Here is a 13440-nt window from a genome sequence, read left to right as displayed (position 1 = left end):
GAGTGACTGAATCCGTACCGTCAAGTCGTCCGTACGGAGTAAACTAGGTATCTGTACGGGGGTAATCCTCGGTGCACGGATACTCTCCGTGCTGGAGTCTGGGGGCTCGTGACCCCCGAGACCCCGAAAACCCCCGAGACCCCCGAAACCCCGACGTCCCCCGAAACCCCGAAGATCCCCGGGCGGCACCTCTGGGAGAGGGTGGTGCCGCCGACGACCGCCTGGCTGCGCTCCGCCTGCTCCGGCGACCGGCAGCACCGCGTCCCCCCGAAGATGCGGTCGTTGCAGGTCGGCGCGGCCGTCGCGGCGGTCGGCGTGCTCGGCGCCCTGGCCGTCGGCACGCCGGGTGGCGACTCGCACCGCCCCGTGCGGACCGCCGCCCACGTGACCCCGCTGGCGCACGAGGCGGCGGCCCCGCTGCCCGCCGCCGCCCCCGTGCCCCAGGCGGCGCCCGCCCCCGCGCCGCAGGCGGCTCCGGCACCTGCTCCCCAGGCGGCACCCGCCCCCCAGGCGGCCCCCGAACCCGCCCCCCAGGCGGCGCCCGCGCCCGCGACCCCGGCGGACCCGGTCGACGGCTGGATCTCCCAGGCGGTGCAGGTGCTGGAGGCCAACGGGGTCCCCTCTTCGCAGATCGACCCCGCGGCCATCCGCACGATCATCGAGCACGAGTCCGGTGGCGACCCCGACATCGTCAACAACTGGGACTCCAACGCGGCGGCCGGCACCCCGTCGATCGGTCTGATGCAGATCATCGAGCCGACCTTCGAGTCCTACGCGGTGCCCGGCCACGGTGACATCCACAACCCGGTGGACAACATCGTCGCCGCGACCCGCTACTCGATCTCGCGGTACGGCTCGATGGACAACGTGCCCGGCGTCTCCGGAGTCCGCTCCGGCGGCAGCTACCAGGGCTACTGATCCCGAGGGGGCTTCCGCGTCACCCCCGCGCGGAAGCCCCCTCGTCCTCTCCGGCCAGTGCGGTGAGGGTGCCTTCCAGCGCTTCGGCGACCAGCTCGCGCATCGCTTCCTCGGCGCGGGTGCGGTCGCCGCTGCGCACGCACTCGGCGATCTCGCAGTGCAGCCGCAACGCCACCGGGCGCGGGTGCTCGGGCATCAGGCCGTGCCCGGCCCGCCAGCGCAGCACCTCCTCGACGACCTCGTGCAGCTGCGCGAACATCTCGTTGCCGGACGCCCGCAGCACGTGCCGGTGGAACTCCACGTCGGCGTCCATGAACGCGCCGAGGTCCCCGGCCCGCGCGGTCGCCACCATCCGCTCGGCGAGGGTGACCAGCCGCGCCGCCTGCTCGTCGGAGGCGTTGCGGGCCGCGGCTCCCGCGGCCACGGGTTCGACGGCGGTCCGCAGCTCGGCCAGCGTGCGCAGCTGAGCGGACCGGTCGGCGGCCAGCTGCCACCGGATCAGCATCGGGTCGAAGGCGTTCCAGTCCTCGCGCGGGCGCACCACGATGCCGACCCGCTTGCGGCCCTCGACCAGGCGGATCGACGCCAGGGTGCGCACCACCTCGCGGGCCACGCTGCGGGAGATGCCGAAGCGCTGTTCCAGCTCCTCGATGCGCAGCACCGCGCCCGGCGGGTGCGCGCCCGCGGCGATCTCGCCACCGAGCGCGTCGACGACCTTGCCGTGCAGTCCGCCGCTCATCGAGTCCCTTCCCGCTGGTCCGAGTCCGGCTCCTGGTTTCAATCTAGTCGGGTGATCCGATTAACAGACATACTTGATCGGTCCAACGGTGGATAAAGTCATACTTATTGCTTAGGCTGCGCGGCGCAACAGCTCAACGAGGAGCCCGAACATGCCTCACAGCCTTTCCACCGCGCTCGCCGCGGCCCCGGCCTCGCACGACGCGCGGCTGCTCGTGGCCGCCGTGGCGGGCATCGCGGTCATCGTGGTGCTCATCAGCTGGCTGAAGCTGCACCCGTTCCTGTCCCTGGCGCTGGGCGCGACCACGCTCGGCGCGATCGCCGGGATGCCGGTCAACGACCTGGTCAAGACCTTCACCAAGGGCGTCGGCTCGACCATCGGCGACGTCGGCCTGCTGGTCGCGCTCGGTGCGATGCTGGGCAAGCTGCTGACCGAGACCGGCGGTGCCGAGCAGGTGGTGGAGACGGTGCTGCGCCGCACCACCCGCCGCACCCTGCCGTGGGCGATGGTGTTCATCGCCGCGCTGCTCGGGCTCCCGATGTTCTTCGAGGTCGGCGTCGTGCTCCTGGTGCCCGTGGTGGTCATGGTCGCCGCGCGCTCCCGGCAGCCGGTGCTGCGCATCGGCATCCCGGCGCTGGCGGGGCTGTCGATCCTGCACGGGCTCGTGCCCCCGCACCCGGGCCCGCTCGCGGCGGTCGACGCGCTGCACGTGGACCTCGGGTTGACGCTCGCGCTGGGCGTCGTCGCCGCCATCCCGACCGCCATCGTCGCCGGTCCGCTGTTCGGTTCCTTCATCGCCCGCCGCATCGAGCTGCCGCCGGCGACGCACCTGCTGGGCAAGGCGCCCGAGGACACCGAGGACGACGCGGCGCACGGGCTGCGGCCGGGCTTCGCGGCCTCCGTGGCGATGCTGTTGCTGCCGGTCGTGCTGATGCTGTGCAAGTCGGTCGCCGACCTGACGATGACCAAGGGCACCCTCGGCTACAAGGTCATGGACACCATCGGCACGCCGGTCGTGGCGCTGGTGCTGACGGTGCTCATCGCGATCGTCGTGCTGGGCCGCGGCGCCCGGTTCGGCCGCGCCCGGCTGTCCGACGTCGTCGGCGGCGCGCTGCCGCCCATCGCCGGGATCATCCTCATCGTCGGTGCGGGTGGCGGTTTCAAGGAGACCCTGGTCAGCTCCGGCGTCAACCGCATGATCACCGACCTCGCCACCGGCGCCCACCTGTCGCCGCTGGTGCTGGGCTGGCTCATCGCGGTCGGCATCCGCGTCGCGACCGGGTCGGCGACGGTGGCCACCATCTCCTCGGCCGGGATGGTCGCCCCGCTGGTCGCCGGGCTCGACCCGGTGCACGGCGCGCTGGTCGCGCTGGCCGTCGGCTCCGGCTCGCTGTTCCTCTCGCACGTCAACGACGCGGGGTTCTGGCTGGTCAAGGAGTACTTCGGGATGTCGGTCGGGCAGACGCTGAAGACCTGGTCGGCGATGGAAACCCTGCTGTCGGTGGTCTCGTTCGCCGCGATCTGCGGGCTCGACCTCGTGTTGTAGGCGGCGCCCCGCTCCGGGACCGGAGCGGGGCCGTTCCGCTGGGGCGGAGTGGTTTTCGGGTGCGGAGGGATGCCGCCGATCGGGGTATATTGGCGGGTCGGGCCTGCGCTGCTGTCGCGGGCTTTTCCCTGAACCGTTCCCAGGCACAAGGTGGATCCATTGTCCGACACCCGAGCCGATCGGGATGCCTTCCGAGCCCAGGAAATCGACGCCGAACAGCAGTACGTCGGCACGCTCTACGAGAAGCTGGACGCGCTCCGCGCGGAGACCGAGCGGCGGTTGCGCGACACGCTGCGGGAGACCGGGGGGTCGCCGCAGGGTCGCACCGAGCGTGACATCTCCGCCCGGATGTACACCGAGAAGCTGACCCAGCTCAGCGCTGTCGAACACGGCCTGTGCTTCGGGCGGCTCGACCTGGACAGCGGGGAGCTGTTCCACATCGGCCGGCTCGGCCTGTTCGACGAGGACAACGACTACGAGCCGCTGCTGCTGGATTGGCGCGCGCCCGCGGCCCGCCCGTTCTACCTGGCCACGGCGGCGTCCCGGGAGGAGGTGCGGCGCCGCAGGCACCTGCGCACCAGGTGGCGGCGCGTGGTGGACATCGAGGACGAGGTCCTCGACCTGGACGACGCCGAGCAGGGCAGCGACCTCGGCCTCGCCGGCGAGGCGACGCTGCTGGCCCGGCTCGACGCCCGCCGCACCGGGCACATGCAGGACATCGTCGCGACCATCCAGGCCGAGCAGGACCGCATCATCCGCGCGCCGATGAACGGCGTGCTGGTCGTGCAGGGCGGCCCCGGCACCGGCAAGACGGCGGTCGCGCTGCACCGCGCCGCGTACCTGCTCTACACGTTCCGCGAACAGCTCAGCAAGCGCGGCGTGCTCGTGGTGGGGCCGAACCCGACGTTCCTCGGCTACATCGGGCAGGTGCTGCCGTCGCTGGGCGAGACCGGCGTTCTGCTGTCCACTGTGGGCGGTCTGTACCCGGGGATCACGGCCACCGGCGCGGATTCGCCGCGGGCCGCGGAGATCAAGGGCCGGGCGAGCATGGTCGACGTGCTCACCGCCGCGGTCCGCGACCGCCAGCAGGTGCCCAAGGACTACGTGGAGACCGTGTTCGACCGGGAGCCGCTGCGCGTCGACCGGCGCGCGGTGAGCCAGGCCCGCACCCGCGCCCGGCGGTCCCGCAGGCCGCACAACGTGGCGCGGCGGGTGTTCCAGAACGAGATGTTCTCCGCGCTGACGTTGCAGGTCGCCGACCGGCTCGGGCGCGACCTGCTGGACAGCCGCGACCTCGACGACATCAACCGGGAGCTGCGCGCCGATCCCGCGGTCTGCAAGACGCTGGACGCGTTGTGGCCGGAGATCACCCCGCAGGAGCTGCTCGACGAGCTGTTCAGCTCGCCGGACCGGCTGCGCACCGCCGCCCGCAAGCACCTCGACGACGCCGAGCGGGCGGAGCTGCTGCGCGAACCGGGCGCGCCGTGGACGCCGGACGACGTGCCGCTGCTGGACGAACTCGCCGAACTGCTCGGCGAGGACGACGCGGCGGCGCGGGCCGAGCGGGAACGCCAGGAGCGCGAGGAACTGGCCTACGCGCAGGGCGTGCTGCACATCATGGAGGAGGACGACGAGATCCGCGACGAGGAGCGCCTGCGGGTCAAGGACGTCATCGACGCCGAGCTGCTCGCCGACCGCTACCGCACGCGCAGCGACCTGACCGCGGCCGAACGCGCCGCCGAGGACCGGACGTGGACCTTCGGCCACGTCATCGTCGACGAGGCTCAGGAACTGTCGGCGATGGCCTGGCGGGCGTTGATGCGCCGCTGCCCGAGCCGGTCGATGACGCTGGTCGGCGACGTCGCGCAGACCGGTGCGCTCGGCGGCGCGCGCGACTGGGACGAGGTGCTGCACCCGTACGTCCAGGACCGCTGGCAACTGGCGGAACTGACGGTGAACTACCGCACCCCGGCCGAGATCATGGCGTTGGCGGGCACCGTTCTGTCCGAAATGGACACAGACCTGGAGGTCCCGAGGTCGGTGCGCACCAGCGGCCACGAGCCGTGGACCCGCCGCGTCGCGGCGGCGGACCTGGCCGACCGGCTGCCCGAGGTCGTCGCCGAGGAGCTGCGCGAGGTCGGCGAGGGGCGGCTGGCGGTGCTCATGCCGCCGGAGCTGCTGGACGGGATCGGCGCCGACGTCGCCGAGCGGATCCCGGGCGCGGTGGTCGGCACCCGGCCGGACGGGCTGGAGTCGCCCGCGGTGCTGCTGACCGTGGAGCAGGCGAAGGGTCTGGAGTTCGACTCGGTCGTCCTGGTCGACCCCGACGGCGTGCTGGCCGAGTCCGAGCGCGGGCTCAACGACCTGTACGTGGCGCTCACCAGAGCGACCCAGCGCTTGGGCATCGTGCACACCGGCGACCTGCCGGACGTCCTCGCTCCTCACCCGATCGAGTGAACTCCGGAGTCACCGCGTGACTGCGTAACGTTTTCCCCGGATTCGGTGATCACCAGAGTGGTTCTGGTAGTTCCGTCCCTTCCCTTCCGAGGAGTCCGGGTGTCCACACATGCCCACAACGGCATGACCGCAGTCGCCAAAGCCGGTGCGCGCCGCGAAACCCCGCAGCTGGTGTGGCTACGCGAGCGCTGGCCGGACCTGACCGAATCGCTGGCGGACCTGTTGCGCGCCGACGGCCGGAAGGTCCCCGAAGCCTGGCGGCGGCCCGCGAACGCGTGACCCGCCGCCCGCGGCAGCCAGGACGCCCGTCCGACCTCCGGGTCGGGCGGGCGTCTTCCCTAAGAGCCTGTCTTCGGACTCGTTTTGGGTGGCGGTGCCGGTGGCGGAACCTCAGCGGCCCGCCCGTCGCCCGACCACCGCCCCCCAAGGAGGCGCTGACGCGCCGCAGTCACATCGGCTCCGGGAGCCCCTCCTGATGTATGTCCGATACACGGCGTCGGGGCTGTCCTCGCGAGACGCCTGCCCGTCGCCCGACCACCGCCCCCCAAGGAGGCGCTGACGCGCCGCTGTGCCCATCGGAGAACCCGCGGCGGTGCCGGTTGCTTGCGTACTCACCGAAAGAGAAAGCGGCTGGCGCCGCTTGCCACGTCCCTTCCAGGAGCAAGTTCAAAGACAGGCACTCAGCGCGCACCGCGACCTTCCGGGGCGGAAGCGCTCAGCGGCTGTTCCGGCACGCCCGGACGGCGTCCACAGCGGACGGTGGGCACGGGCGTTCGACGCGTGCGGCGGGTGTTACCGGGGCGGTGCGGCGGGGTATCCGGGAGCAGTCGGTTCGAACGATTCTCACCGCTGGAGAAGTCGTGCGCGCGCCCTCCGGCGGGGAGACCGGGAGCCGCCCGGGGCCGACGCACGCCAGGTGCCGCAAGGGAAGGAGACCCCGATGTCTCTCGTTCTCGCCCAAGGGCCCGCGACCAACATCCTCGGGATGCTCTTCAGCGCCCTGAACACCGTCATCGCCTACATCCCGCGACTGATCGCGTTCCTGGTCATCCTGCTCATCGGCTACGTGGTGGCCAAGGCCGTGCAGTGGGTGGTCCGCAAGATCCTGAACAAGCTCGACACGGACCGCCGCGTGGGGGAGAGCCACGCGGGCCAGTACCTGGAGCGCATGTCCCCCGGGGCGTCGCTGTCCCGCGGGATCGGCCGGGTGGCGTTCTGGCTGGTGTTCGCGTTCGCCGCGGTCTCGGCCATCGGCGCACTGGAGATCCCGGCGCTGACCGCGTTCATGAACACGGTGCTGGCGTACTTGCCCAACGTCATCGCGGCCGTTGTGGTCTTCGTGCTCGCCGGGCTGCTGGCCGGCGTGGTCGGCGGGCTGGCGCGCCGGGCGATGGGCGAGACGCCGAGCGGCAAGGTGGTGGCCACGGTCGCTCCGGCGCTGGTCATGGGCATCGCGACGTTCATGATCCTCACCCAGCTGGGGATCGCCCCGATCATCGTCATGATCACCTACGCGGCGCTGATGGGTGCGCTCGCGCTGGGCCTGGCCCTGGCGTTCGGGCTCGGTGGCCGCGAGGTCGCCTCGGAGATGCTGCGCGCCGGTTACGACCGCGCCCGCACGGAACGGGCGCAGCTGCGGGCGCGCACGGCCGAGCCGGGTCGGGAGGAGGTCCGCAGCGGCGCCGGGGACAGCGGGTGGCGCACGACCCCGCCCGGGCGCACCGAGACACCGGCCGAGTCCGGCGGCGGTTCGGAAAGCGGCCGGTCGCCGCAGCCCTGACGGCCACGAGAGGACGGGCGCCCCGGAACGCGTTCCTTCGCCGCCGATGCGTTCCGGGGCGTTCTTCGTGTCGGACGAATCGGGAATTCCGCACCCCATTTACTCGATCGTGTGATCGACGTCCCCGGATTTCCGGGGATATTTTTTCGGTGGCGACCGGTTTTCCGCCCGGACGCGCAATCGGACATTCGCCGCATTCGCGGAACAATTCCCGCAAAAGTGCGGAAATTCGGTTTTCCCGCCGAGAAAGCACACTGGAACGGAGATTTCGCGTTGAGCTCGCTCGACGAGCACCCGACCACCGCCGGAACCGACCTGATCACCACGACACCGCCCGCCGCGCCGACCCGCCTGGGACGCAGATTCGGCGCGGTCGAGCGCCGGGGCGGCGTGCTGGTGGCCGACCCCGCCCACCTGGACGGCGCCGACCTGCGCGACGCGTACCGCGCCTGCCTGCTGACCAAGCTGCACGCGCAGCGCCGCGCGGCTTTCGAGGGCGACGTCACCGCGGAGCGCACCCGCCACTACGCCGCCTACGCGGCCGCCATGCGCTGGTGCGGGTGGTCCGTGCGGTACCGGCCGTGGCGCCTCCTGCGCTACCCCGACCAGCTCAAACCGGTGCCCGAGCTGATCGTCGACGCGATGGCGGACTCGCTGCGGGCCGACGAGCTGTCCGGCCTGCGGGACTGCCTCGACTCGCTCGCGCGCGACCGCGGCCCGCACGTCGAGCACTTCGGCACCGCGGCGGGGCGCGGCGGCCCGGTCGACTTCGACCTCAACCTGTTCTCGGTCGAGAACGGTCGGCCGGTTCTCACCTCGGTCCTCGTCTCGGTCGAGATGAACGACGGCACGAGCGGCAACGCGCTTTTCCGGCGACCCGAATCGCTTTTCTCCGCCGCGCTCGCACCGGGGCGGCTGGTGCTCGACCCGGACCGTTTCCGCGCCGTTCGCGCGAACCTGTTCGAGATCCTCTCGGACGAACCCGACAACGCGCTCATGGGACTGGTCACCGGAATGTTCGAAAGCGCGCCCGGCTGTTCCGGAGGTCCGATCGAGGAGAGCCCGCTCGGATAGCCGGCCGGGGCGAGTGCACAGTGGACGGTCGCCGGGCTCCCGCCGCCGCACGCCCCGCGCCGACTAGCGCGGGTTTTGTAAGCGGCGTGAGCCGCTTTCTCTTTCGGTGAGTGGTCTCGCGACCCGCACCGCTGCGGGTTCTCAGCGGTCGTGTCGCGAGGACAGCCCCGACGCCGTGTATTGGGCATACATCAGGAGGGGCTTCCGGAGCCGGTGTGGCTGTGGCGCGTCAGCGCCTCGTTGGGGGGTGGTGGTCGGGTGACGGGCGGGACGCTGAGGTTCCGCTCCCGGCACCGCCACGCACAGCACTTCCGAAACACTCCCTAGGCTGGCGGGGTGCGGTTCGAGGGTTTCGGTGACGGGGCGGTGGAGTTCTTCGAGGGGCTGCAGGCCGACAACTCGAAGGCGTACTGGGCCGACAACCTGGCGTTGTACCGGGAGCACGTGCGCGGGCCCATGGAGGCGTTGCTCGCCGAGCTGGAACCGGAGTTCGCCGCCGGGTTCGGCAAGGGCAAGGTGTTCCGGCCGCACCGCGACGTGCGGTTCAGCAGGGACAAGTCGCCGTACAAGACGCACTGCGGCGCGGTGGTCGAGCAGGGGCGCGGTGGCGGCGCCTACTACGTCGAGGTCAGCGCCGACGGCCTGCTCGTCGCGGGCGGCTGCTTCCACACCGAGCCGGACCAGCTGGCGCGGTGGCGCACGGCGGTGGACACCGAGGTCCACGGGGAGCGGCTGCGCCGCCTGCTGGACTCGTTGCGGGGCTGGGAGATCGCGGGGGAGACGCTCAAGAGCCGACCGCGCGGCTACCCGGCGGACCACCCGCGGCTCGACCTGCTGCGGCACCGCACGCTCTACGCCTTCCGGCGCTGGGAACCCGACGACGCGCTGCACGACCGGAGCTGCCTGCAACGGGTGCGGCGGGCGTGGCGCGAGGTCCGCGAGCTCAACCAGTGGTGCGCCGACCACGTCGGCGTCTCCGAGCGCCGCCGACGCTGAAGCGGCCCCGCGCGGTAGCCGTTCGGCAGACGCTCTGTCACGATCCAGCAGCGATTTTCGACGTCCGACAGTACGAGGGCGGCTGAATGCTGCGGGCACGTGCCAACGGACTAGGCTGGCATGATGTGAGTCGACGAGCCAAGATCGTTTGTACCATGGGCCCCGCCACCGCCTCGCCGGAGAAGGTGGCCGAGCTCGTCAGCAGCGGGATGGACGTCGCCCGGCTGAATTTCAGCCACGGCAGCCACGCCGACCACCAGCAGGTCTACGAGATCGTCCGGACCGCGGCCAAGGAATCCGGCCGCGCCGTCGGGATCCTCGCCGACCTGCAGGGACCGAAGATCCGCCTCGGCACCTTCGCCGCCGGTCCGGTGGAGTGGCGCACCGGGGACGTCGTGCGCATCACGGTCGACGACGTCCAGGGCACCCACGACCGCGTTTCCACCACGTACAAGGGCCTTGCCACTGATGCCAAGGCCGGAGACCGCCTCCTTGTCGACGACGGCAAGGTCGGCATGACCGTGACCGCCGTCGAGGACAACGACGTCGTCTGCGAGGTCACCGAAGGCGGGCCGGTCTCCGACCACAAGGGAATCTCCTTGCCGGGCATGGACGTTTCCGTGCCCGCGATGTCCGAGAAGGACATCGAGGACCTGGAGTTCGCCCTGCACCTCGGGGTGGACTTCGTCGCCCTGTCCTTCGTGCGCAGTCCCGCCGACATCGACCTGGTGCACCAGGTCATGGACCGGGTGGGCCGCCGCGTTCCGGTGATCGCCAAGCTGGAGAAGCCGGAGGCGGTGGACAACCTGGAGGCCATCGTGCTGGCCTTCGACGGCGTCATGGTCGCCCGCGGTGACCTCGGCGTCGAACTGCCGCTGGAACACGTGCCGTTGGTGCAGAAGAAGGCGATCCGGATCGCCCGGGAGAACGCCAAGCCGGTCATCGTCGCGACGCAGATGCTCGACTCGATGATCCAGAACTCCCGGCCGACCCGCGCCGAGACCTCCGACGTCGCCAACGCGGTGCTGGACGGCACCGACGCGGTGATGCTGTCCGGCGAGACCAGCGTCGGTCGCTACCCGATCGAGACCGTGCAGACGATGGCGCGGATCGTGGAGGCGGTCGAGGCCGGTTCCACCGCGCCGCCGCCGCTGAGCCACGTGCCGCGCACCAAGCGGGGCGTGATCTCCTACGCGGCCCGCGACATCGGCGAACGGCTCAACGCCAAGGCGTTGGTCGCGTTCACGCAGTCCGGCGACACGGTGCGTCGCCTGGCCCGCCTGCACACGCGACTGCCGCTGCTGGCGTTCACCCCCGAGGAATCCGTGCGGAGTCAGCTCGCTCTCACTTGGGGGACAGAGACGTTCTTGGTCCCTAAGGTGGACACGACCGACCAAATGGTGCGCCAGGTGGACCAGGCGATGCTGTCGCTCGGCCGGTCCCAACGCGGGGACATGGTGGTCATCGTGGCCGGTTCCCCGCCGGGAACCGTTGGGTCCACCAACCTGATCCGCGTGCACCGGCTCGGTGAGGAAGACCACGTCTGATCCGTGCCGACGCCACCGCGGACGCGGTGGCGCTGTCGGGCGGGAGCCTTCCCGGCGCTCCCGTCCGGCGGCCGGGACGGCCGGAAGACCCGAGGAGCGTGCAGTGACCGAAGCGGCGCGAGCAGCGGCGGCCGACCCGGCGGGAACCCGGCTGGACGGCTCGGTCCCCCGCGACGCCAACGGCGTCCCGCACGGCCAGCCCGTGCTCGACAGCCTCATCGCGTTGCTCGACCTGGAGCGCATCGAGGAGAACATCTTCCGCGGCGTCAGCCCGGCGGAGTCCCCGGTGCGGGTCTTCGGCGGCCAGGTGGCCGGTCAGGCCCTGGTCGCGGCCGGTCGCACGGTGCCGCGCGAGCGGCAGGTGCACTCGCTGCACGCCTACTTCATCCGCCCCGGCGACCCGAGCGTGCCGATCGTCTACGAGGTCGACCGCACCCGCGACGGGCGGTCGTTCACCACCCGCCGCGTGGTCGCCGTGCAGCACGGCAAGACGATCTTCTCGCTGTCGGCGTCGTTCCAGATCGACGAGTCCGGCATCGACCACGCCGAACCGATGCCCGACGTCCCGGCCCCCGAGACGCTGCCCACCTACGGCGAGCAGGTCGGGGACCTGGTGCACCAGCTCGGGCGGGCGCAGCCGCGCCCGATCGACGTCCGCTACGTGACCGACCCGCCGTGGGTGCGCCGCGGCAAGGGGCCGCAGGAGGCCCGCAGCCAGGTGTGGATGCGCGCCGACGGCGTGCTGCCCGATGACGACCTGCTGCACGTGTGCATCGCCGCGTTCGCCTCGGACATGACGCTGCTGGACGCGGTGCTCGCCCGCCACGGCGTGTACTGGGGACTCGACAACGTCAACGGCGCCAGCCTGGACCACGCGATGTGGTTCCACCGGCCGTTCCGCGCCGACGAGTGGCTGCTCTACGACTGCGCCTCGCCCAGCGCCTCCAACGCGCGCGGGCTGGCGACCGGCCGGTTCTTCTCCCGCGACGGGCAACTCGTGGCGACCGTCGTCCAGGAGGGACTGCTGCGCGTCCTGGACTAGGACGCGTTCCGCAAGCGGCGCCAGCCGCTTTCTCTTTCGGTGAGTACGCAAGCGACCGGCACTGATGAGGTTCCGCTCCCGGCACCGCCTCGCAGCGCACTTTCGAACCGTCCCTAGGACCGGCGGCGGCGTTTCGGGCGGAGGTGTCGTGGTGGTGTCAGCGCCCGGGTGTGCACCTGTTCCAGCACGATCGAGCTGGTGAAGTGGCGCACCTCGGTGCGCGAGGCGAGCCTGTCGACCAGGAATTCCTGGAGGTGCCTGGTGTCGGCGACCGCCACGTGCAGCAGGAAGTCCGCCTGACCGCTGACGTGCAGCAGGGACCGCGTTTCCGGCTGCGCCATCACGAACTCCCGGAACTGGTCCACGACCGCGCGGGTGTGCGGGCGGACGTTGATCGCCACCACCGCCTCCAGCGGCAGCCCCGTCGCCGCCGGGTCGACGTCGATGTGCGACCCGGTGATCACCCGCTGTTCGCGCAACCGGCGCACCCGTTGCAGGCACGACGACGGCGCGAGCCCGACCCGTTCGGCGAGCGCGCGGTTCGGCAGCGTCGCGTCGTTCTGAAGTTCCTCCAGGATCCGCCAGTCCACCGAATCCAGTTCTACGGACTCACGCACAACCGAACATCCTACGGCCGCAGTGGCGAACCGGCGAACGATGGACGGAGGATGTGCGCGTTCCGACGTCATGTGGAGGGAATGGAGGAGCCGTGCACATCGCCTGGGGGTCGTTCCTGTTGGCGCTGTTGGTGATCGTCCTGGTACCCGGTCCGGACTTCGTGCTGATCACCAGTCACGCCGCGGCGGACGCGCGGCGCGGCTGGCTGGCGGCCGCCGGGGTGACCTGCGGGCTGCTGATCCACGCCACCGCCGCCACGCTCGGGCTGTCCGCGCTGGTGGCGACCGTACCGGCGGCGCTGCTGGTGGTGAAGACGATCGGCGTGGCCTACCTGGTCTGGATGGGCGTGCAGATCCTGCGCAAGGCGGGCAAGGCGGTCGGTGGACCGGACGCGCCGCAGCCGGAGCGCTCGAACCGCTCGATCTTCCTGCGCGCGCTGCTGACCGACGTGCTCAACCCCAAGGTCCTGCTGACGTTCCTGACGCTGATGCCGCAGGCGATGGACCCGACCGCGGCCGCGATGCCGCAGGCCGCGCTGCTCAGCGGTGTCGCCGTCGGGCTGTTCGGCGTGTGGTGGCTGATCGTCATCCCGTCCGTGCGCTGGTTGTCGGCGCTGCTGGCCAGCCCGCGCCGCCGCAAGGTCTTCGAGCGCTGCTGCGGTGGGGCGCTGCTCGCGATGGCGACCTCCATCGCGCTGACCTGACGCGCCGCGTGATCACGCGT

At 71.4% G+C, this 13440-nt stretch carries 12 protein-coding genes; 10 read left to right on the top strand and 2 right to left on the bottom strand.

Annotated features, from left to right (window positions below; translation table 11 throughout):
* The first annotated feature begins 108 nt into the window (after positions 1–108).
* On the top strand, positions 109–918 hold the full coding sequence (locus NV263_RS23495; RefSeq protein WP_263248783.1) for a transglycosylase SLT domain-containing protein: 810 nt from the start codon (positions 109–111) through the stop codon (positions 916–918).
* 19 nt (positions 919–937) lie between these two features.
* On the opposite strand, the gene NV263_RS23490 is transcribed toward NV263_RS23495, so the two are convergent.
* Positions 938–1657 (bottom strand): FadR/GntR family transcriptional regulator, encoded by a 720-nt coding sequence (locus NV263_RS23490; protein WP_263248782.1) that lies wholly within the window; start codon positions 1655–1657, stop codon positions 938–940.
* A 151-nt stretch (positions 1658–1808) separates the two neighbouring features.
* Here NV263_RS23490 and NV263_RS23485 point away from each other — a divergent pair, with 151 nt between their 5' ends.
* From NV263_RS23485 to tesB, 8 genes are all read left to right on the top strand, one after another.
* On the top strand, positions 1809–3203 hold the full coding sequence (locus NV263_RS23485) for a GntP family permease (protein ID WP_263248781.1): 1395 nt from the start codon (positions 1809–1811) through the stop codon (positions 3201–3203).
* Positions 3204–3362: 159 nt separating this feature from the next.
* Positions 3363–5660 (top strand): HelD family protein, encoded by a 2298-nt coding sequence (locus NV263_RS23480; RefSeq protein WP_263248780.1) that lies wholly within the window; start codon positions 3363–3365, stop codon positions 5658–5660.
* 99 nt (positions 5661–5759) lie between these two features.
* Positions 5760–5939 (top strand): hypothetical protein, encoded by a 180-nt coding sequence (locus tag NV263_RS23475; RefSeq protein WP_263248779.1) that lies wholly within the window; start codon positions 5760–5762, stop codon positions 5937–5939.
* A gap of 661 nt (positions 5940–6600) precedes the next feature.
* Positions 6601–7440, top strand: coding sequence for a mechanosensitive ion channel family protein (locus NV263_RS23470; RefSeq protein ID WP_263248778.1), 840 nt, complete (start codon positions 6601–6603; stop codon positions 7438–7440).
* Positions 7441–7551: 111 nt separating this feature from the next.
* On the top strand, positions 7552–8514 hold the full coding sequence (locus NV263_RS23465) for a hypothetical protein (RefSeq protein WP_263248777.1): 963 nt from the start codon (positions 7552–7554) through the stop codon (positions 8512–8514).
* Between the two features lie 336 nt (positions 8515–8850).
* Positions 8851–9510, top strand: a complete 660-nt coding sequence (locus NV263_RS23460) for a DUF2461 domain-containing protein (RefSeq protein ID WP_263248776.1) — start codon at positions 8851–8853, stop codon at positions 9508–9510.
* 125 nt (positions 9511–9635) lie between these two features.
* Positions 9636–11057, top strand: coding sequence for a pyruvate kinase (pyk, locus tag NV263_RS23455; protein ID WP_263248775.1), 1422 nt, complete (start codon positions 9636–9638; stop codon positions 11055–11057).
* Positions 11058–11160: 103 nt separating this feature from the next.
* Entirely contained in the window at positions 11161–12099 is a 939-nt protein-coding gene (gene tesB / locus NV263_RS23450; protein WP_397545607.1) for an acyl-CoA thioesterase II, read from the top strand.
* Positions 12100–12212: 113 nt separating this feature from the next.
* Here tesB and NV263_RS23445 read toward each other — a convergent pair whose 3' ends face one another.
* Entirely contained in the window at positions 12213–12716 is a 504-nt protein-coding gene (locus tag NV263_RS23445) for an Lrp/AsnC family transcriptional regulator (RefSeq protein WP_263248774.1), read from the bottom strand.
* Positions 12717–12808: 92 nt separating this feature from the next.
* Here NV263_RS23445 and NV263_RS23440 point away from each other — a divergent pair, with 92 nt between their 5' ends.
* Positions 12809–13420, top strand: a complete 612-nt coding sequence (locus NV263_RS23440) for a LysE family translocator (RefSeq protein WP_263248773.1) — start codon at positions 12809–12811, stop codon at positions 13418–13420.
* Positions 13421–13440 lie beyond the last annotated feature (20 nt).

This window comes from Saccharopolyspora rosea, assembly GCF_025643595.1.
GTDB lineage: Bacteria > Actinomycetota > Actinomycetes > Mycobacteriales > Pseudonocardiaceae > Saccharopolyspora > Saccharopolyspora rosea.
The sequence above is the reverse complement of the archived record's forward strand: the minus strand, read 5'-3'. Positions and strand labels throughout refer to the sequence as shown.

Bases quoted from the DNA above. Each gene is read 5' to 3' on its own strand.
- NV263_RS23490 (WP_263248782.1), bottom strand. From the start codon at position 1,657: ATGAGCGGCGGACTGCACGGCAAGGTCGTCGACGCGCTCGGTGGCGAG.
- NV263_RS23485 (WP_263248781.1), top strand. From the start codon at position 1,809: ATGCCTCACAGCCTTTCCACCGCGCTCGCCGCGGCCCCGGCCTCGCAC.
- NV263_RS23470 (WP_263248778.1), top strand. From the start codon at position 6,601: ATGTCTCTCGTTCTCGCCCAAGGGCCCGCGACCAACATCCTCGGGATG.